The sequence below is a fragment of the Pedobacter superstes genome (assembly GCF_037622515.1).
Lineage (GTDB): Bacteria > Bacteroidota > Bacteroidia > Sphingobacteriales > Sphingobacteriaceae > Paradesertivirga > Paradesertivirga superstes.
Genome location: NZ_JBBJCN010000002.1, coordinates 272,647 through 293,836 on the forward strand (window position 1 = coordinate 272,647; position 21,190 = coordinate 293,836).

16 protein-coding genes are annotated in these 21,190 nt (G+C 41.5%); 1 reads left to right on the forward strand and 15 read right to left on the reverse strand.

Annotated elements, in window-relative coordinates:
• Positions 1 to 227: 227 nt before the first annotated feature.
• From WG906_RS06515 to WG906_RS06540, 6 genes are all read right to left on the reverse strand, one after another.
• A complete protein-coding gene (locus WG906_RS06515; RefSeq protein WP_339991742.1) occupies positions 228 to 1,619 on the reverse strand; it encodes an efflux transporter outer membrane subunit in 1,392 nt (463 codons plus the stop codon).
• Between the two features lie 17 nt (positions 1,620 to 1,636).
• Positions 1,637 to 4,804 (reverse strand): efflux RND transporter permease subunit, encoded by a 3,168-nt coding sequence (locus WG906_RS06520; RefSeq protein WP_339991743.1) that lies wholly within the window; start codon positions 4,802 to 4,804, stop codon positions 1,637 to 1,639.
• 40 nt (positions 4,805 to 4,844) lie between these two features.
• A complete protein-coding gene (locus WG906_RS06525) occupies positions 4,845 to 6,017 on the reverse strand; it encodes an efflux RND transporter periplasmic adaptor subunit (protein WP_339991744.1) in 1,173 nt (390 codons plus the stop codon).
• 1 nt (position 6,018) lies between these two features.
• Complete coding sequence (locus tag WG906_RS06530) at positions 6,019 to 6,465, reverse strand: MarR family winged helix-turn-helix transcriptional regulator (RefSeq protein WP_339991745.1); 447 nt, start codon at positions 6,463 to 6,465, stop codon at positions 6,019 to 6,021.
• Positions 6,466 to 6,721: 256 nt separating this feature from the next.
• Positions 6,722 to 7,504 carry a rhamnogalacturonan acetylesterase gene (locus WG906_RS06535; RefSeq protein WP_339991746.1) on the reverse strand — a complete coding sequence of 261 codons (783 nt, stop codon included), beginning with the start codon at positions 7,502 to 7,504 and terminating at the stop codon, positions 6,722 to 6,724.
• Between the two features lie 8 nt (positions 7,505 to 7,512).
• Positions 7,513 to 8,808 carry an alpha/beta hydrolase family protein gene (locus WG906_RS06540; protein WP_339991747.1) on the reverse strand — a complete coding sequence of 432 codons (1,296 nt, stop codon included), beginning with the start codon at positions 8,806 to 8,808 and terminating at the stop codon, positions 7,513 to 7,515.
• A gap of 178 nt (positions 8,809 to 8,986) precedes the next feature.
• Here WG906_RS06540 and WG906_RS06545 point away from each other — a divergent pair, with 178 nt between their 5' ends.
• Positions 8,987 to 10,429: an ATP-binding protein gene (locus tag WG906_RS06545; RefSeq protein WP_339991748.1), complete on the forward strand. Its 1,443-nt coding sequence runs from the start codon at positions 8,987 to 8,989 to the stop codon at positions 10,427 to 10,429.
• A gap of 49 nt (positions 10,430 to 10,478) precedes the next feature.
• Here the strand turns inward: WG906_RS06545 and WG906_RS06550 are convergent, their stop codons facing one another.
• The 9 genes from WG906_RS06550 to WG906_RS06590 form a co-directional block, all read right to left on the reverse strand.
• Positions 10,479 to 11,336, reverse strand: a complete 858-nt coding sequence (locus WG906_RS06550; RefSeq protein ID WP_339991749.1) for a sigma-70 family RNA polymerase sigma factor — start codon at positions 11,334 to 11,336, stop codon at positions 10,479 to 10,481.
• A gap of 17 nt (positions 11,337 to 11,353) precedes the next feature.
• The gene (locus WG906_RS06555) at positions 11,354 to 12,883 is read right to left on the reverse strand and encodes an amino acid permease (RefSeq protein WP_339992255.1); all 1,530 of its coding nucleotides are present in this window, start codon (positions 12,881 to 12,883) and stop codon (positions 11,354 to 11,356) included.
• 38 nt (positions 12,884 to 12,921) lie between these two features.
• On the reverse strand, positions 12,922 to 14,358 hold the full coding sequence (locus WG906_RS06560) for an L-serine ammonia-lyase (RefSeq protein WP_339992256.1): 1,437 nt from the start codon (positions 14,356 to 14,358) through the stop codon (positions 12,922 to 12,924).
• Between the two features lie 32 nt (positions 14,359 to 14,390).
• Positions 14,391 to 15,473 carry a glycine cleavage system aminomethyltransferase GcvT gene (gcvT, locus tag WG906_RS06565; protein WP_339991750.1) on the reverse strand — a complete coding sequence of 361 codons (1,083 nt, stop codon included), beginning with the start codon at positions 15,471 to 15,473 and terminating at the stop codon, positions 14,391 to 14,393.
• 4 nt (positions 15,474 to 15,477) lie between these two features.
• Positions 15,478 to 15,858: a glycine cleavage system protein GcvH gene (gcvH, locus tag WG906_RS06570; RefSeq protein WP_339991752.1), complete on the reverse strand. Its 381-nt coding sequence runs from the start codon at positions 15,856 to 15,858 to the stop codon at positions 15,478 to 15,480.
• Between the two features lie 36 nt (positions 15,859 to 15,894).
• Complete coding sequence (gene gcvP, locus WG906_RS06575) at positions 15,895 to 18,801, reverse strand: aminomethyl-transferring glycine dehydrogenase (RefSeq protein WP_339991753.1); 2,907 nt, start codon at positions 18,799 to 18,801, stop codon at positions 15,895 to 15,897.
• Between the two features lie 74 nt (positions 18,802 to 18,875).
• Positions 18,876 to 19,319 carry a hypothetical protein gene (locus WG906_RS06580; RefSeq protein WP_339991754.1) on the reverse strand — a complete coding sequence of 148 codons (444 nt, stop codon included), beginning with the start codon at positions 19,317 to 19,319 and terminating at the stop codon, positions 18,876 to 18,878.
• A 3-nt stretch (positions 19,320 to 19,322) separates the two neighbouring features.
• Positions 19,323 to 20,513, reverse strand: a complete 1,191-nt coding sequence (locus tag WG906_RS06585) for an ABC transporter permease (RefSeq protein WP_339991755.1) — start codon at positions 20,511 to 20,513, stop codon at positions 19,323 to 19,325.
• The gene (locus WG906_RS06590) at positions 20,510 to 21,136 is read right to left on the reverse strand and encodes an ABC transporter ATP-binding protein (protein WP_339991756.1); all 627 of its coding nucleotides are present in this window, start codon (positions 21,134 to 21,136) and stop codon (positions 20,510 to 20,512) included. The genes WG906_RS06585 and WG906_RS06590 overlap by 4 nt, the downstream gene beginning before the upstream one ends.
• Between the last annotated feature and the right edge of the window lie 54 nt (positions 21,137 to 21,190).

Here is a 21,190-nt window from a genome sequence, read left to right on the forward strand (position 1 = left end):
GATTTTTAATCAGTAAAACAGAGGCTGTCTCAAATTCATTCTTGTCATCTTCAGCCTGTCGAAAGATTGATGCTACGAAGTCCAAAAGGCTTTGACAAGCCTATACTGAGCCCGACGAAGTGCTCAGCCTGACGTTAAGATGGGGTATTTTGGTGAATTTGAGACAGCCTCATCCCCAGGGCTACACACTCCCTGTTTTTAGTGGTAGCCCCCGATGAAATCAGGTATTACTTCCAACCTCCCCCTAAAGCTCTGTAAAGCTCTACAACTGCCTGTAACTGCTGTTGTTTGTCATTTACACGATTCAGCTGAGCCGACAAATAACTTTGCTGAGCATTTATAACTTCAGTATAATTGGCAGAGCCATACTTCAAAAGTTCGCGGGTAAATTCAATTGATTTTTGAAGGGAGGCCAGTTGCTTACTGCGAACTGAGTTTTTTTCAACTGCAGTTTGATAATCAGACATCGCATCAGAGACTTCCTGCCCTGCTTCAAGTAGACTGTTTTGAAATGAAAAAAGTGCTTCCTGCTGTGCTGCCTTTGCAACTTCCAACCTTGTTTTATTAATCCTCCTGTTAAAAATGGGTTGTGCTAAACCACCTGCCAGACTTGCGAAAACAGATCCGGGATTAAAGAAATCCTTTATAGCGGTATTAGACAATCCACCTGAGGCTGTGATGGTTAAAGAAGGATAAAAGAAGGTCTTAGCCATATTGGTATTCTCAAAGTAATACCTGAAATTATACTCTGCCTGCTGAACATCCGGACGTCTGCTTAATAACTGGGAGGGAATTCCGGTGTTAAAAACTGAAGGCTGGCTCTGCTGATCCAAACCGGATCTGTTTATAGCACCCGGAGCTCTGCCCAACACAATACTCAAAGCATTTTCTAATTCCCTAATGCTCTGTTTCAGATCCGGAATAGTTACTTCGACAGCGTACTGGTTAGCTTCACTCTGTACTACAGCCGCTCCCGTTACTACTGCCGCCTCCTTTAGAGCACGCATAGTTTCAACAGACTGAATCCAGTTTTTTACAGTTTGTTCTGTTATAGCCAGCTGCTGATCTAAGGCAAGCAGTGAATAATAATAATTGGCAATAGTAGCCACGATACTGGTCTGCACGGCCCTCGAGTAGGCTTTGTTTTGTAAAAGGCTTGCCATACCTGCTCTTTTCGAACTGCCCAGTTTGCCCCAGATATCGGCCTCCCAGCTGGAACTTAAGCCAGCCTGAAACACCCTGTTATTATTAATAAATCCACCACCCTGTGCATCAGAAAGCTTGTTAAATGTAAGTCCGGCATTCGCATTTACTCCCGGGAGAAAGGCAGCCCTGCTTTGCTTGTAATAGGCTTCCGACTGCTGCACACGTGTAAAAGCGATTTTGAGGTCGAGGTTATTAGATATACCTTCTTCAATCAGCGCCTGCAAAGCTGTATCAGTAAATAATTGCTTCCACGGCAAATCAGCTATAGTGCTGGTATCTCCGGAAGGTAAATTACGATACAGATTTTGTGTATTAACTTCCGGACTTGCATAGCGCTGTGTTACTTTACATGACGATAGTGCCATAAGTGCCAATGCAAAAAACAGAAATAGATTTTTATATAAATTATTCATTGTTCTTTTAATCAAAATCATGCAAAAGTTTCTTCCTCGATTATAGTTTCATCAACAGTTGAAGGTTGCTGCGGAGGTCCGCTGATTTTTTCCTGCAGAGTCTGAAAAATGATAAACAAAACAGGAATCACAAACACTCCAAATATGGTACCGATAAGCATTCCTCCTACCGCACCAGTTCCAATTGAACGGTTACCTGCAGCACCGGCACCGGACGCGAGCATTAACGGAACCAAGCCGAATATAAAAGCAAAGGATGTCATCAGTATTGGACGCAAACGTGCCTGAGCACCCGCCATTGCCGCTTCAGCAATAGACATTCCCTGACGCCGGCGTTCCAGGGCGAATTCTACGATCAGGATTGCATTCTTTGCTAACAGCCCCACCAGCATAATGAGTGTGATCTGCACATAAATGTTATTTGTGATACCAAATAATTTTGCGAATATGAATGCACCAGCCAGACCAATTGGCAGTGAAAGTAAAACCGAGAAAGGAAGAATATAACTTTCATACTGAGCACTTAAAAGGAAGAACACAAATACGATAACCAGGAGGAAAATGAATATCGTTTGCCCGCCCGCCGAAAGTTCTTCCCTGGTTATTCCTGAGAACTCATACCCATACCCAGGCGGCAGGGTTTGTGCCGCTACTTCTTCAACAGCCTTTATCGCATCTCCTGAGCTGAACCCAGGTTTTGGTGAGCCTGTAATGCCCATAGAGGTGAATAAATTGAATCGGGAAATAGACTGCGGACCGTATGTTCTTTCTAAAGTGATAAACTCGCTGACCGGAGCCATCGTACCTTTTGAATTGCGGACATAAATACTGTTCAATCCCTCGGCATTTGCCCTGAAGCTGGGTTCTGCCTGATACATTACCCGGTATTGTTTACCAAACTGGTTAAAATTTGATGCATACACTCCACCATAATAACCTTGCATCGTATTCAATACATCATTTACAGTTAATCCCGCATCCTTAACTCTTGCTACGTTTACATTAATTTCGTATTGCGGAAAATTAGGATTAAATGCCGTTGAGGCATAAAGGATCTCCGGCCGCTGACTTAAAGCAGCAAGAAAGTCTGTACTGACCTTATAGAATTTGGCCATGTCGCCCCCGCTCCTGTCCTGCAACTGAAACTCAAATCCCCCGGACGTTCCAAAACCCTGAATAGTTGGCGGTGCAAAGAAAATGATTTTCGCATCACGTATTCCACTTGTTTTTCCAAACATTTTACCAATAATAGCCTGCACATCCTGACCTTTACCACTGCGCTGGGCCCATGGTTTAAGTTTCATAATTACCATTCCGTAATTACTTCCGGCCCCGCTGATTAATCCACGACCGGTTATTCTAAGAATATGCTGCACCTCAGGAATTGTTCCTGCTATTTTGGCGATCTCCTGTGTAATTTCGGTGGTTCTTTCCTGCGATGCGCCGGGAGGTAAACTGATATCAGACATTACAACACCCATATCTTCATTAGGTACAAATCCTGTTGGGGTGGTCTTTATCAGGATGAAAAAAAGCACAGTAAATACCGCTATCCCTGCAAGGGCTATCCACTTTTTCCCGGAAAGGAAGGAAATCGATTTTTTATATTTTTCAGTAGTTACCTCAAAGGCGGTATTAAAATGAGAATAAAACCTCTGCAGAAAACCATGTTTAACATGTTCGCCATCTTTATGGGGCTTAAGAAACAGTGCGCATAAAGCCGGACTCAGCGTTAAGGCATTTACCGCCGAAAGGATAATGGCGATGGCCAGTGTGAGTCCAAATTGTTTATAAAAAACCCCGGCCGAGCCGGTAATGAATGAAACCGGAATAAATACTGCGGCCATAACCAGGGTGATGGAAACTATCGCTCCCGAAATTTCACTCATCGCATCAATCGTAGCTTTTTTAGAAGAGGTATAGCCCTGATCGAGTTTGGCATGTACCGCTTCAACCACCACTATTGCATCATCGACCACGATACCAATTGCCAGCACCAGAGCAAACAGGGTTAATAAGTTAATGGTGAAGCCAAATACACCCAGAAAAAAGAAAGTACCGACAATTGCTACAGGAACGGCAATGGCTGGTATCAATGTAGATCTGAAATCCTGAAGAAAGATAAAAACCACAATAAATACCAGTATAAAGGCTTCCAGTAATGTATGAATTACCTTTTCTATGGATGCATCTAAAAATTCATTAACATTTATGAGGTTTACATAATGAATTCCTTTAGGAAAATTTGCCGAAGCTTTTTCCAGCTCTTTCAGGGTGCCGTCGATAACATCTTTTGCATTAGAACCAGCCGTTTGTGCAATGGCAACCCCGATTGAAGGTTTTCCGTTGGTTTTGGTAGTACTGGCATAACTTAGAGCTCCGAGTTCAATAGTCGCTACGTCTTTTAAGCGTAAGATCTGACCATTTTCTGCAGAGCGTATAATAATTTCTCCAAATTCCGTCGCATTTTTTAAGCGGCCCTTATATTTTATAACATACTGAAATGATTGGTTTCCATTTTCACCAAACTGACCAGGTGCGGCTTCAATATTTTGTTCTGCAAGTGCTGCGCTGATATCCGAAGGCACCAATTTATATACCGCCATGATGTCCGGTTTTAACCAGATTCGCATGGAGTAATCCATCATCCCGAAAACTGTGGCATCTCCCACGCCCGGGATACGCTTTATTTGCGGTACTATATTAATATTCGCGTAGTTCTGCAGAAACTTTTGATCATATTCCGGGTCATCACTGTAAAGTGAAAAGATTACCAGGTTACTGCTTTGTCTTTTGGTTGTGGTTACACCTGCACGGGTAACTTCCTGAGGTAATAAGCTTGTCGCCCGAGACACCCTGTTCTGAACGTTTACCGCAGCCAAATCAGGGTCGGTTCCTAATTTGAAGTTTACCGTGATGTTTGCCGTACCGTCGTTTCCGGCAGAAGAGGTCATGTAAGTCATGTTCTCCACACCGTTAATTTGCTCCTCGAGCGGAACAACCACACTATTCATTACTACATCTGCATTTGCCCCCTGGTAAGAGGCGGAAACCTGAACCGTTGGAGGTGCTATATCCGGGTATTGTGAAATAGGTAAAGATGTTAAACCCAGTATCCCAAGAATTACGATAAGGATGGATATAACACTGGCGAGCACAGGTCGCTCTATAAAAATTTTAAACATAAGTATCTATTGTTAGCAAAGTTTGGGAAAAAGAAAGGCCTTAAAGTTTAGCCTGAGCTTTGAATACGCTGTCGGCATTTACCGTAACAGGTATAATCTTAGCACCTTCCCGTAAGCTGGCAACACCTTCAATCACAATTTTATCACCTTGTTTCAGTCCTTCCTGGACCACAAAGGATTGACCGGAAGCTGAAGAATTAACCTTTAAAGAAACTGCTGTAACAGTACTATCGGGAGATAAAACATAGACAAATCGTTTGCCCTGTAAATCATAGGTCGCTTTTTGAGGTACCATCAGAGCTGAATTTATTGTAACAGGTAAACGAATAGTTCCGGTACTTCCGCTTCTTAAAATTCCAGTTGGATTTGAGAAGGTTGCACGTAAGCTGGAAGATCCGGTTTCGGTATTAATTAAACCACTTGCAGTCTCAATTTTACCGGTTTGAGAGTAAATTGTGCCATCGGCCAGTATCAATTGTACAGGAGGCAGCTTGGATAATTTTGATTGCAGGGATGTTCCGCTTGTAGTTCTGGCAAACTCCAGCAACTGTTTTTCATTCATTGAAAAATATGCGTAAACTTTACCTACACCAGAAACGGTTGTTAAAGGCTCTGCTATGTTGCTGCTTACCAGCGCTCCTATTTTATAAGGAATACGGCCAATTACTCCGCTCACCGGACTGGTAATATTTCCATAACTTAAATTGGTTCTTGCATTGCTTAACTGAGCCTGCGCCTGCGCTAAAGCTGCTTTTGCAGATTGCACATCATATTGTGCTTTTTCGAGCTCAAATTTGCTGATGATATCTTTTTCGACCAGTGGCCTTACTTTATTTACCTGCATTTGAGCAGAATTAACATTCGCCTGGGCTATTTTCACATTGGCCGCCGCCGAACGCACCTGCTGCACAAACTGATCGGCATTAATCTTAAACAGAGTCTGTCCCTTTTTTACGACAGCACCCTCATCAACAAAAATCTGCTGAATATATCCATCTATTCTGGGACGTATTTCTACAGTCTGCTGACCTTCTATCGTTGCCGGAAAATCAGAATTAAGTTCAGCTGTTTGCGGAGTAATTTCAACAACCTGATATTCTTTCGCGGCGTTTGGATCAAGGACTGCACCTGGTGTAGCCGAGCTGCTGCAAGAGCTGTTAACTAATTGTATGCAAAGGAGAATTCCCAAACCGGTTTTAAAGACTATGTTCATATTATTTATTCTTGTTGTTGGCATTATCTTGTATTTGTGTCATCACTCTTACCATTGCCTGGTAATCTTCATCGGATATTCCTTTCCTAAGTCTATCCATCATTTGTTTTTCAATTACACTCACATCTTCGAGTATCTTATTACACTTTTCCGTTATGGTAAGCGTCTTTTTTCTTCTGTCTACATTATCATTATGGCGCATAACCAAACCTTGTTCTTCAAGCACATCTATCGTTCTCAGAATAGCCGACTTGTCCTTACAGATTAAATTAGCCATATCCTGCTGGGTAATCTCGCCCTCCAGCTGATTAAGAGAATAAATAAAAATATACTGTTCAATGGTTAATGGAATCTCATGCTCAATGAAAACCGACTGGAGTTCCTTCAGGATAACCCTTCTGGCAGTACCTATTATAAGCCCCATCGAAGGCTCTGTTTCGTTGCTCATTACAATAGTTGATTAAGTCAACAAAGTTAGATTAATTAAATCTTTCAGAAAAGCGCGTTTGAGAAATGCTGCCTAAAATGACTTTTTCCTTACAGAACAGGAACATGAAAGCAGGGAGAGATAATAAAACAGGCTATTATCTTCCTTAAAAAGAAAGAAGGGTTAAATGAATCAAATAACAGCATAAGCTATGCTGATGGTTTTGAATCAGGAGATATTTTTAATCATTCTATAGGTTGGCCAGAAAAAAGACTTTCTAATGAGAGGAAGATTTGAGCAAATATTTCTTTAATGGATTTTTCTTTAATTCTTTTAGACCATCCACCACGCATCCCGCATTCATTTTTGCACCGGCTTCAATGGTATGGGTATGATCTTTACTGGTGAAATACGTCCCAAGTACGTTTCCTTCCCCTATTTTATCATATTGATCGGCAATTAACCTGTTCAGATCTACGAAAGCCGCTCTTTCCTGTTCTGCGGCTTCGCGTGCCCATTTACTGAAATCGTTGGTAGCGCGGTTTATTTTGCCGTTCGTCCAGATATTTCTTGGAACCAGTGAGAGAACAACAGGGGTTGCTCCTTTTGCCCTTGTATCACTTATATATTTTCGAAGGTTCCATCCATACGAATGAGCAATCACTTTTTGCTTGGTTTTAGGATCCTCGACTTCGCGTGTTTCATCTCCGTTTCCTTTTATAGATGCGCTTCCATTATCATTATGCCCGAATTGAATCAGCACAAAATCTCCGGGCTTTATATCATTGAGTACCTTTGCCCATAAGCCGTTGGTTTGAAAACTTCTACTGCTCGTACCGCCTAAAGCACGGTTTTGTACAGCTATTTTGGTCGTATCGAAAAAATTATGAAGAAAACTTCCCCATCCCCATAAACCACCATCGCCCCGGCCATACGTTCCGTTTTTAACTGTAGAATCGCCGATTAAAAACAGGGTTGGTTTTTCTTTGGGCCTCAACAGGATAAAAGATGATAGAAAAAACGCTAAAACAAGCAATCCTGATTTGTAAAATTTTCCCATAACAATTCTTATAAATACTTTTTCATAAATTCTAAATAAATATCCCAGTCCGAAGGAATGGTTCCATGCCCGCCGGCGTGCATATAATATCCCAGAGTATTCAGCAGATCAGAATTATTTGCTGCCGGCATCACATCGGTTCCTGGTCCGCTTTTGCCGAAAAGTTTATACACAGGTTCTGCTGCAAGAGCCGCAAGAAACTCCCCTTTTGGATCCGACCAAACATCAGTATCACCGGTTTGCAATAAAACAGGGCGCGGAGCTATTAATGATACCAGCATATGGGCGTCGACCGGAAAAGCATTTACCTGATCTCCATACTTTCCATAATTGGCTGCAAACTGGTAAGGGTAGCGGGTCGGAGCTGTTAAATGCTTGATAGTTTCTCCATAATTTCGTCGGCTTAAAGCGGCACCGCCTTCGCCTGAACAACTGGCAATAACCAAAGCAATACGTGTATCATGAGCTCCTGCCCATAGAACAGTTTTACCTAATCTTGAAGCTCCCTGAATGGCAATCCTCTTTGCATCAATAGCCTTATCTGTTTCAAAATAATCTATTGCCCGGCTTATCCCCCATGCCCAGGCAGAGATGGCGCCCCACTCATCAGGTTCTGGCTGAGTAGCTCCGGGCTTTAAATACTGACTGCGTATTCCATACAAAATACCGTCCGGCATATCAGGCTCAATATCTGTATAGCAAACCGTAGCAATTCCAAAGCCCTGTGAAACAAACTTCTCGACGTTGAGCTTGCCGAAAGATCTTCCGGCCAGCGCAGGAATACGTTTACCGTCCTTTGTCCATGTTAAAGATGGTTTTACACCAGGATCTTCTGTTGCATTCGAATTGGCTGAGAAATTCGCGGCAAATAATAATGGAACTGGTTTTACAGAATTTGCAGGTAAATAAATCAGCAAATCCATTTTATGTTTTGAGGTATCTTTTGTAAAGTAAACAGTCACTTGTTTACGAATAGCTTTACCATTAAATACAGAAATTCCTTTATCATAGACATTAAAGCTCATCGATGCGGGCCGTCCCGGCATTTTCCCGAACTGATTTTCTTCGTATAAATGCAAAATTTCGGGGCGGCGTTGTTTAATCCAGGTACTGGCATTTTTCACCTTTTTGCCATTTTTAAGGGTTAAAACATCCGGAAGAGTATAACTACCTGCAAGTTCTTCATTATAATTCACCGGAATACCCGCAACTTCTGTAGCTGGAGGCTTCTGTTGAGCAAACGAAGGAGTAGCAAAACTCATTGCGGCAATCAATAAAGAATTGATGGGTAGATAAGGTTTCATGAGTCAGAATTAGGTCTATCGGTATGGTTTTTCAAATATATACAGTTTAACAACACGTTTAACTTTGTAACCAGGTTGTTATTCGGTCCGCTATGTTTATAATTATCTTATTTTGAACCTAGTTGAAATCAAATCAAACATGACCTTGATTTACCTGTTCATATTAGGAATATTTTATATGGCAAAAGAAAGTCAACCTAAAGATTATAAGAAGAAATTCACTGAATGCGATGATAGGTTTCAGACCTTGTTTAAATTAACATCTGTTGCCAGTAAAATAATTGATTCTGACCTTACCATTATAAAGGTGAATCAGGCATTAACAGAACTGTTAGGCTACTCCGCCGAAGAAATACAAGGAACTAAAATACTTGATTACGCATGCGAACAATTTAAAAAACACTGGCATCAACTTCAGGATGAATTGTGGAGCCACAAAAAACCGTTTTTCAAGCTGGATGCCTGTTTGCAACGAAAGGACAAATCAATAGTTTGGGTGAACATAACCACCATCTTATTCAATGAAGATGATATAACTTATGGATATACCGTACTGGATGATATTACAGGTCAAAAACATCTTGAAGAAAGTGAAAAACGACTAAATCTTGCTTTGCAATATTCTAAGATGGCCGTATGGGAGATGAATCTTATCGACCATTCTGTTATTCGTTCGGAAAGTCACGACGAGATTTTCGGGTACAAAAAACCCCTTAACAACTGGACCCGCGATCATTATATTCAACACTTAATTTCTGAAGATGCCGAACATTTTGAAAAGGCTTTAAATACTTTAGATCATTCTACTTTTGATTTCAAAGGGCGAATTACCACCAATGACGGTGGCTTCAAATGGATTCATCTGCAGGGAAAACCAGAGACAAACGACAAAGGTGAAAATACCAGGATTGTGGGTACAATTAAAGATATCACAAAAGAAAAGTTCCAGGAGCGTCAGAAAGACGATTTTATAGGTATCGCCAGCCATGAGCTAAAAACGCCGGTTACTGGCTTGAAAGCATCACTGCAATTGTTAAATAAGAAAATAAACACTCCCGATGAGGGGATACAAAAACTAATCTGGCTGGCAAATAAAAGCATGGCTAAAGTAAGCGCTTTGATTGAGAATTTGTTAAGCGCCAGCAGTATGGATAATGGCCAGTTACAACTAAGCAAAACACTGTTTATTATGGCACATTTGATTGATGATTGTTGTGCTCATATTCGGTTAGAAGGATCTTATGCCATTAAAACACATGGAGACCTGACGTTAAAAGTTAATGCTGATTTTGACCGGATCGAACAGGTCTTATCTAATTTTGTTAACAATGCAGTTAAATATGCGCCTGATTCTAAACAGATTAATATCCATATCGAAAAGCTGAATAAGATGGTAAAGGTGTCGGTAACAGATAACGGTCCGGGAATACCCGCTGAGAAAATACCATATCTGTTCGACCGGTTTTACCGAGCTGAAAACAGCGGCATCAGGTATTCAGGCCTTGGAATCGGACTTTATATTTCTAAAGATATTATAAGTAAGCATGGCGGGCAAATTGGTGCAGAAAGTGTACCCGGAAAAGGCAGTATATTTTGGTTTACTTTACCTCTTAATACTTAGGAAGAAACCATTAAACAATCACCTGTTCCTTAAGTATTCTACAACCATTTTAAGCTGACCACAAAAACGAAACACTTTGAGAACTTGCCTGAAGCCGTTGAATAGCCTTTTCCTTTAACTGTCTTATCCGCTCTCTGGAAAGTGAAAATTTATCACTAATTTCTTCCAGTGTGAGCGGACCCGGATTATCTATACCATAATATAATTTTAATACTTCGCATTCTTTAACCGGCAAAACTGAGATATACCGCTGAACATCTTTTGATAAAGATTCCTGAAGAAGACCGTTGTCTGTTGGGTAGGCATCGTCAGGCAATATATCCATCAACGTATTTTCATTAGAAGAAGAAACCGGATTATATAAGGAACTATAATTCCCTGAATTTAATAATGAATCTGAAATCTTTTCTGCATTCACATTTAGATAAAAGGCCAATTCATCAATTGAAGGTTCTCTTTCCAGTTGTTGTTCCAGCTTAGCCGAAGCCTTTTTAATGCGGCTTAATGCATCCGATTGGTTTTGAGGCAGATGTACAATACTCGAGTATTCTGAAATTGAGTTGATTATAGACTGCCTGATCCACCATACGGCATACGAAAGAAACTTAAAACCCTGGCCGGCGTCAAAGCGCTTTGCCGCCTTTATTAATCCGATATTTCCCTCATTAATTAAATCACAAAGTTCTACGTGAGAATTCTGATATTGCTTGGCAATTGAAACTACAAATCGAAGATTGGCGGTTACCAGGCGCTCTAAAGCTGCCTGGTTGCCATTGCCAATTTGTTTTACGAGTAATATCTCCTCTTCTGCGGTAATTGTATTAATCTTTCCAATATCATTAAGGTACCTTTTCAGGGAACTATCGTCCCTGTTTGTAATTGAATAGGCAATTTTTTTGTGTTCCATTTACAGATCTTAAATGATTATAATTCTGGTTTTGGAGGATCATTAGGAATACTCACACGCCCTTTCCTGATTAGCGAATTTTTTACACTGTATGTAAAATAGATAACAAAGCCTATGGCCATCCATATAACAAGTCTTTCCCAGTTATGTGCACCCAATCCAACCATCATCAATAAACAGGCTAGCGCTCCGAGAATGGGCAAAAAGGGCATCCAGGGGGTTTTGAAGGGTCGTGGTGTGTGCGGATCTGTTTTACGCATCACAATTACTCCTATGCAAACCAATACAAATGCAAATAAAGTTCCGATACTTGTCATATCGCCTACTACATCACCGGGTATAAATGCAGCGAACAATCCTACAAATACAATAAATATTAGATTTGATTTAAAAGGAGTTTGAAATTTAGGATGCACCTCAGAAAATACTTTTGGTATGAGCCCGTCTCTGGACATTGAAAAGAAAACACGCGACTGCCCTAAAAGCATTACCAGAATAACTGAAGAAAAGCCCGCAAGAATTGCTACTGTAATTAAGATAGAAAGCCAATGAAAACCTGGCATATAGGTATCAATCGCGTAAGCCACCGAGGCTTCTTTACCGGCAACCGCAAATTCTTTATAGTTAGCAACACCTGTGAGAACATAGCTGAAAAGCACATATAAAACTGTACAAATTACCAGAGAAACCAAAATGCCTATGGGCATGTCCTTCTTAGGGTTTTTTGCTTCCTGGGCGGCGGTTGACACTGCATCAAACCCAATAAATGCGAAGAAAACAACACCTGCGCCACTAACAATCCCGGATAATCCGAAAGTTCCGAAATCCCTGGTAAAAAAATCACCCCAGCTTGTCACGCCATTTTTAAGACCTTGCTCTCCCACATTCAAAGGGATGTAAGGAGTATGATTCACCGGGTTCATATATGACCAGCCCAATACGATGAATACAATAACTATGGCGACTTTAAGAATCACAATCACGCCATTGACATTCGCTGATTCCTTAGTTCCGCGCATTAAAATTAACGAAAGAACAATGACTATAAATAGTGCCGGTAGGTTGATAATACCCTGAATACCATCGGGTGAAGTTTGAAAGGGTGAATGAAAAAATTGATATGGGATAGATGTACCAAAGGTTCCTAATAATTTATTAAGGTATTCAGACCAGGCAATCGATACAGTTGCGGCGCCAACTGCATATTCGAGCACCAGATCCCAGCCGATAATCCAGGCAATTACCTCGCCCATTGTTGCATAAGAATAGGTGTAAGCCGAGCCTGCAATGGGTATCATGGATGCAAACTCGGCATAACATAATCCTGCCAGTCCGCAACCTACTGCGGCAAGGATAAATGAAAGGGTTACCGCCGGTCCTGCATGATCTGCCGCTGCTGCTGCCGTTCTTACAAAAAGTCCAGCACCAATAATTGCTCCTATACCCAGCGCCACCAGGTTACCTGCACCAAGTGTCCTTCTTAAAGATCCGTGTCCGGTTTCGGCAGCTTCTTTTATCAAGAGATCTAAAGGTTTCTTATATTTCATCATATCGTGTTGTTTTGTTAATAATTAAAAATTGGTAATCAGCATTCGCTTAAACTGATGGGAATATTGATGGCTAATCCGCCTTCGGAGGTTTCTTTATACCTCGAATTCATATCTATGGCAGTTGCCCACATGGTTTTGATAACATTATCCAGTGAAACAATCGCTTGACAAGGGTCACTTCTTAATGCTAGCTGTGAAGCTGTTATAGCTTTAATAGCTCCCATAGCATTACGTTCGATGCATGGAATTTGAACTAATCCGCCTATTGGGTCACAGGTTAGGCCCAAATGATGCTCCATAGCAATTTCTGCAGCCATTAAACATTGTTTTGGGGTTCCTCCAAGCACTTCGGTAAGTCCGGCAGCAGCCATTGCTGAGGACACTCCTATTTCTGCCTGACATCCACCCATGGCTGCTGATATGGTTGCACCCTTTTTGAAAATACTTCCAACTTCTGCTGCGGTTAGAAGAAACCTAATGATTTTTTCTTCAGAGTCTCCGTCGCAGAAAGTAATAAAGTATTGAAGAACTGCGGGAATTACTCCGGCTGCGCCATTAGTTGGAGCAGTTACTACACGACCAAAAGAAGCATTTACCTCATTAACTGCCAGCGCGAAACAGCTCACCCAGTCCAGCGTATAGTTAAAGCCTTTCCCGGATTCCCTTATTAAAGATTGCCATTCATCATAATTTTTCGGATCCTGATGTTTTAAAAGTTCGCGGCTTAATCCCACGGCTCTTCTTTTCACGTTCAGGCCGCCAGGTAATATCCCTTCTGTCTGAGATCCCTTATACATACATTCCCGCATTATTTGGTAAATGACTAAAAGATCTTTGCGTATAGCCTTATCGCTTCTCCATGTCTTTTCATTTTCAAAAACGATTGAAGAAATTGACATGGAAGTTCTGTCACAGTATTCCAGCAAATCGGATGCATAATTTATGGGGAATGGCAGGCAAACAAATTCATCGTTTTTTTGAGTATCGCCCATGCTCGTTTCGCTTACGATAAAACCTCCGCCAATTGAATAATATGTTTCAACTAACTGACCTTGTTCTCCCAGATCAGCTACAAAAACCATAGCGTTTGGATGAAAAGGCAACGACTCTTTATTAAGGAATTTTATATTATCCGTAGCTGAAAAGCCTATGGACTTAATCCCGTTTAGCAGGAGCTTACCGCTGCCGGCTATTTCCTCAATCACAGCAGGGATATTGTCGGTGTCTATGGTAACAGCATCATGACCGCATAATCCCAGCATAAGAGCAATATCAGTTCCATGCCCGATACCGGTTTTAGCAAGAGACCCATATAACAATACCGAAAGCGATTCTACTTTATCCAGGGCTCCTTTCGATTTCAGCACTTCAAGAAATTGCTCACTAGCTTTCCAGGGTCCCAGCGTATGAGAGCTGGAAGGACCTACCCCAATTTTAAACATATCAAATACTGATATGCTCTCTTCTAAGATTATTTTTTTATCAGCACTCACCAGCTCCTCCATCATATTTTATAGAATGGCGTTTTAACTACTTTAGCTTTCAATCTTTTATCTCTGATTTGAAGAAAGATTTCTGTATCTTCTTTAGCCCAGTCGCTTTGAAGATATGCCAGACCGATCGCCTTTTGCAAGGAAGGCGATTGGGTTCCGGATGTTACCTTTCCTATTTCGTTGCCACCTGGATCAATGATGATATAATCGTGTCTGGGAATGCCACGGTCAATCATCTCAAAACCAACAAGTTTTTTCTCAAGGCCCTGTTTCTTTTGTTCGAGCAGGTTGGCCGAGTTTACAAAGTCTTTATTAAATTTGGTTATCCATCCAAGGCCAGCTTCAAGTGGTGAAGTAGTATCATCTATATCATTTCCATAAAGACAATAAGCCATTTCAAGTCTGAGTGTATCTCTTGCTCCGAGTCCTATGGGTTTAATCCCAAAATTCGCCCCGGCAGAAAAAATTGAGTTCCATATTTCCGCAGCCTTGTCGTTTTGTACATAAATTTCAAATCCACCCGCTCCGGTATATCCTGTAGCAGAGATGATGACATTTTCAACTCCCGCCATCATTCCCTTTCTGAAGCTATAGTATTCCATTTCTGAAAGATCCATATCCGTAAGGAGTTGAAGCACTTCCGTAGCCTTCGGTCCCTGAACAGCCAGTAATGAAATTTCATCTGATATATCTTCCATTGTGACACCATAGCTGTTGTACTTTTTAATCCAGTTCCAGTCTTTTTCAATGTTAGAGGCATTTACTACCAGCATAAATTTTTCCTTATTTATGCGATATACAAGCAAATCATCCACGATTCCATCGGTTTCATTAGGCATGCAGGAATACTGGATTTTACCATCGATTAACTTTGAGGCATCGTTAGAGCTAATCTTTTGAATGAGTTCGAGTGCATGTTCGCCGCTAAGGATAAATTCGCCCATATGGCTTACGTCAAACACACCAACACCCTTGCGTACTGTTTCGTGCTCTGCATTAATACCTGTATAAAGAACTGGCATGTTATATCCGGCAAAGGGAACCATCTTTGCTCCAAGGGAAATATGTATGGGCGTTAAGGCTGTATCTTTCATCGCATCAGGCCCCTATTAACGATTTATACTCTTCGGCTGATAGAAGGTCATTTAGCTCAGAAAGATCCGATAAAGACATTTTGACCATCCAGCCTTCCCCATAAGGATCTGCATTAACCAATTCGGGTTCTGGCTCAAGCTTGGGATTTAGTTCGATAATAACGCCGGTAACAGGCATAAATAGATCAGAGACTGTTTTAACCGCTTCTACCGATCCAAACACCTCATTTTTAGCCGCTTCATCACCAGAAATCTGAATATCGATATATACAATATCACCAAGCTCGCGCTGCGCAAAATCGGTTACACCTATATACGCTTCAGCTCCCGAAATCTTTATCCATTCGTGATCATGTGTGTATTTTAATTCTTCAGGAAAAATCATGTGTTTATAGTTTTACGTTTTTATAAGGATATTTAATTAATAGAATGATTCATGAATCTCACCTAAACGAAAAGCCTCTTCAGAATAAGCTTCCAAAGGCGGGCAGGAACAAATCAACGTTCTGTCACCGTGAGTATCGTTTACCCTTCCAACAGAAGGCCAGAACTTGTGCTCGGCCACATATGCCAAAGGAAAAGCAGCAGTTTGACGGGAGTAAGGCTTATCCCAGTTATCGCTTGTAATTATAGCCGCGGTATGAGGCGCGTTTTTTAAAGTATTGCTTATCTTATCTATAGTGCCATCTTCAACCGATTGAATTTCTCTTCGAATAGCAATCATCGCATCACAAAAGCGGTCCAGTTCGTGTTTCGGCTCCGATTCTGTGGGCTCTACCATCAGGGTTCCGGCAACAGGGAAGGAAACGGTTGGAGCATGAAAACCATAATCTATTAATCGTTTGGCAATATCGGTTACCTCAATACCGAAGTTTTTAAAGGCACGGCAATCCAGAATCATTTCATGTGCACAGCGGCCTTCATTACCTGCATACAAAATGGGATAATGTTTCTCCAGTCGTGATTTAATATAATTCGCATTTAATATGGCATATTTTGTAGCGTCGGTTAATCCTTCCGCACCCATCATAGCAATGTAAGCGTGAGAAATAATGAGGATAGACGCCGAACCCCATGGTGCCGCGGAAACCGCATGAATAGACTTTTCATTCCCCATATCAACAACAGGGTGTCCGGGCAGAAAAGGAACCAAATGCATAGCTACACCTATCGGCCCCATACCGGGGCCGCCACCGCCATGAGGTATACAGAATGTTTTATGGAGGTTCAGGTGGCATACGTCAGCTCCTATAGCAGCCGGACTGGTCAATCCAACCTGAGCGTTCATGTTAGCGCCGTCCATGTATACCTGGCCTCCATTGTCATGGATTATCTTACAAATTTCTATAATAGATTCTTCAAAGACCCCATGGGTGGATGGATAAGTTACCATCAGGCAGGATAAATGAGCTTTATGCTCTTCTGCCCGAGCTTTCAAATCCGCAACATCAATATTGCCGTTTGAATCGTATTTCACAACGATGACTTTCATTCCGGCCATGGCAGCTGAAGCCGGATTAGTGCCATGTGCAGACGCCGGAATTAAGGCGATATTGCGATGCCCCTGCCCCCTGCTTTGATGATAGGCACGAATAACCATTAAACCTGCATATTCGCCCTGTGCACCCGAATTTGGTTGCAAGCTCATAGCAGCAAAACCTGTTATTTCGCTAAGCCAGGTATTCAATTCGTCAAATAGCTGCATATAGCCGGCCGTTTGATCTGATGGAGCGAAAGGATGCATTTTACTGAACTCAGGCCAGGAAACCGGGATCATTTCTGTGGTAGCATTCAGCTTCATAGTACAGGAACCCAGCGGAATCATAGAATGACACAGGGATAGATCTTTACTTTCCAGCGATTTGATATACCGCAGCATCTCATGCTCGGAATGATGGGTGTTAAATACCGGATGGGTGAGGAACTCAGAACTGCGCAGCAACTCAGGCGAGATACGGGCTTGAAGCGAAGCTTCTAAAGCATCGATGTTTACATCTTTAATTGTTTTAGCCTTTACTTTCGCGAATACTTTAATGATGTTGAGTACATCATCAGGGCTTGTAGTTTCATCGAGGGCGATGCTAATTTCAGTTCCGGAATAATGAAAGTTTAATCCATTGCTAATAGCCTCCTCATGGATGGAACTGATCAGGCCTTTTAAATCAAGGCGAATTGTATCAAAAAACGATTCATTTTCCTGCCTATAGCCAAGTATTTCAAGCGCATCGGAAAGCAGTACAGCTAATCCATGTATCCTTCCGGCAATACTTTTCAGGCCCTCCTTTCCATGGTAAGCAGCATACATACCCGCCATAATTGCCAGCAGAGCCTGGGCGGTGCAGATGTTAGAAGTTGCTTTATCGCGCCGGATATGTTGTTCACGGGTTTGAAGGGCCATGCGAAGTGCATAATTGCCGGAAGAGTCTACACTTACACCGATTATCCTTCCCGGAATATTGCGCTTGTACTCGTCTTTAGTGGCAAAATAGGCCGCATGCGGGCCTCCGAAACCCATAGGCACCCCAAAACGCTGGGTGCTTCCTACTACAATGTCTGCCCCCCATTCTCCGGGAGGAGTAAGCAGCGTGAGGCTGAGTATGTCAGCAACTACAGTAAGCTTAATGCCCTTCTCGTGAACCTTAGCAGCAAATTCTGAATAGCTATATACCGTTCCGCTTGCTGCCGGATATTGAATAATGGCCCCAAACATTGTATCCGTTAATTCCACAGTTTGGTGATTGCCGATCTGCAATTCTATCCCATAAGGACCAGAACGTGTTTTTAAAATATCGATGGTTTGAGGAAAGAGATCTTCAGATACAAAAAAGGTTTTAGCCACTGGATTTTTGCGCAGACTGTATTGCATAAACATGGCTTCGGCGGAAGCGGTTCCTTCATCGAGTAAAGATGCATTAGCAATTTCCATTCCTGTTAGGTCAATAACCATAGTTTGGAAGTTGAGCAAAGCCTGCAGACGCCCTTGTGAAATTTCGGCCTGGTAGGGTGTGTACTGAGTATACCAGCCCGGGTTTTCGAAGATGTTCCTCAGAATTACCGAGGGAACAATAGTATCGTAATACCCTTGCCCTATATAAGACTTGAAAACTTTGTTTTTGGAGGCTGTGATTTTTAAGCCCTTCAAATAGTCTGACTCGCTTTTTGCTCCTGGGAGATTAAGTGCCTGCTTTAAACGGATGCCCTCAGGAACAGTTTGATCTATAAGTTCGTCAAGTGAAGTGGCATTAACCTCACTTAACATTGCCAGGGTTCCTTCCTGAGATCGTGCAATGTGACGGTTTGAAAATTTCTCTTTAAAACTAATATCCATTATTTCTAAATAATCTCTATGGGTTTGTTAATGTACTATCTATTCATTTTAGCCGACCGATGCATTACGACTGCTCATTTCACGAGCTCTGCATCGATAATAAAAATTTCGGATCTGGAATCTCCGGTTTCATTTAAAACCAGATTTCCTCTGATCCTGATTGGTTTATCAGAATAAGGAACTCCCCTGGGACTATGCACTTCAACCATCGAAGGAATGTCACCTTGTCCGCAATAGGCACATTGATCATAGGGCACCACGGCAAGCATAAATTCCTTATTTTCGAAGCCCGCTTTAATAGGTATAATATATCCGGGAAGCTCTAAAATCCTATTGTTCATTATTTTAAGTTGCATCGGAAAGCTGGGAACCATTTTATAATGGGCATTTTTCTTATACTTCTTTTCAGCAATAAGCTTCCATACATTAGTCATTAATGGAACATGAGCAGGTGCCTGAGCCTTCACGATTAAGGAACTGCCTATTAGAAACACGAGTATGAAAGTCTTTTTTAACATATGTTAATTTTTAGAAAGAGTTCTTGAAATATCTGACCGAAAAGCCTGAATTGCAGGAATTAAAGACGCAATGATTCCGGTTGAAAATCCAATCATAATTAAATAGGTTTCCTCCGGCCGGAAATTAAATCCACTCAGCTGTGCCTGTATGGAATCCTGGTTCTGGCCAATAAGTTCTAATACACCATGGCCTAAAACCAACCCGGCCAGCGAACCAAAAAGGGTTAGAATGATTCCTTCGAGCATGATAATGCTGAATATTTCAGCTTTCGATGCGCCCAGCGATCTCATTACGGCTAAATCATACTTACGCTCTTTTAATGAATTATATAAGCTTACAAAAACACTTATCATCGCTATAAGCATGATGAGAATCGCGAACCACTTCAGCGCATCAAGCCCCACACCCAGCAAAGAAAATAATCTCGCACTTTCGCGGGCTGGTGAAGCGGCCTGCATGTTTGTACTTTCGTTAACCATCCTTGGAAATAAAACCACCGACATGGGTGAACGGTATTGAATAAGCAGAGCTGTTATTTGTGAATCGTCATGATTAGCTGCCGTGGATTCATTTCCTTCAAGTCCATGCATTTTCAAAATGCTTCCGATACTGGTTAGAATCAAATTATCAGTAACATTATTCTGCCTGCTTAGTATCCCGGTAACGGTATAAGAATGATCATTATGAACATCTCCCTTGTCAGTAAGTCCGTGAGCCCCATAAACTTTATCTCCAACTTTTAAGTTTTGCGTCTCAGCTAATACAGAACCGATAGTTATTTCGAATGGACCTTGCCAAAATTCACCATTTGCAAGTTTAAGATTATACAAATTGACAAAGCTTGTATCTGTACCAACAATGCGAAAACCGTTATAACTATCGCCAAGCGCAAGAGGAACAGCTCTTTTAACCATTGGATTTTGTGTCAGTTTATTCGCTTCGTTTAATGAGATATTTCCGGTGGGAAAATCAATATGATAGATGCTGCTGAGAATCAATTGTAAAGGGCTTCCCTTTGCTCCTACCACCAGATCAATATCTTTTGAATTGCTGCTTAATTTTTCGCCAATTTGATCAGAGGCAAGCAGGATAAGACACAAAATGCCTGTTCCAAATGCTATTAACATAATATTTAACAGCGAGGTTAAAGGATTTAAGACGAGGCTTTTCCAACTGATTTGCAGCAAATTCATACAAGGTATTGCTTAGAAAGTAAATCTTTTACTCTTTTATCATGAGTGGCTACAACCAGGGCAGAACCATTTTGTACAGACTGGCTCATTAATAATTCCATTACTGCAAACGCGTTCTTATCATCCAGACTGGAGGTTGGCTCGTCGGCGACCATTAAAGCCGGCTTATTTAACACCGCACGGGCAATAGATACTCTCTGCAGCTGACCATCACTTAACTGACTGGGATAACTATCTTTCTTTTCAGCGATGTTGAGGGAAGCCAGTACCTCCTGAATTCGTTTTTCATTTCGGGAAAGCTTTGCAAAAGATTGCGCTATCAATAAGTTTTCAGTTATTGTAAGGCTCTTTACCAGGTGAGGCCGCTGAAAAACTATTCCCATATTTTTTCCCCTGAACAGATCCCGCTCCTTTACAGACATGGTATACAAGCTGGTATTGTTTATCATTACATTACCAGAATGAGGTTTTAATATTCCGGCGATAACATGCAGCAAAGTGGTTTTTCCACTGCCCGATTCGCCTAACAACAACCATTGATCACCTTTATTAATTTTCCAGTCTTTAAAACCTAAAGATTGCTGCTCTTTATACTGATGTGATATGCTATGAATGGAAATCATAAAAAGTCAAATAAAGGATAGGAGATTAATAATGGTTTGCCTTTTAACTCAGCA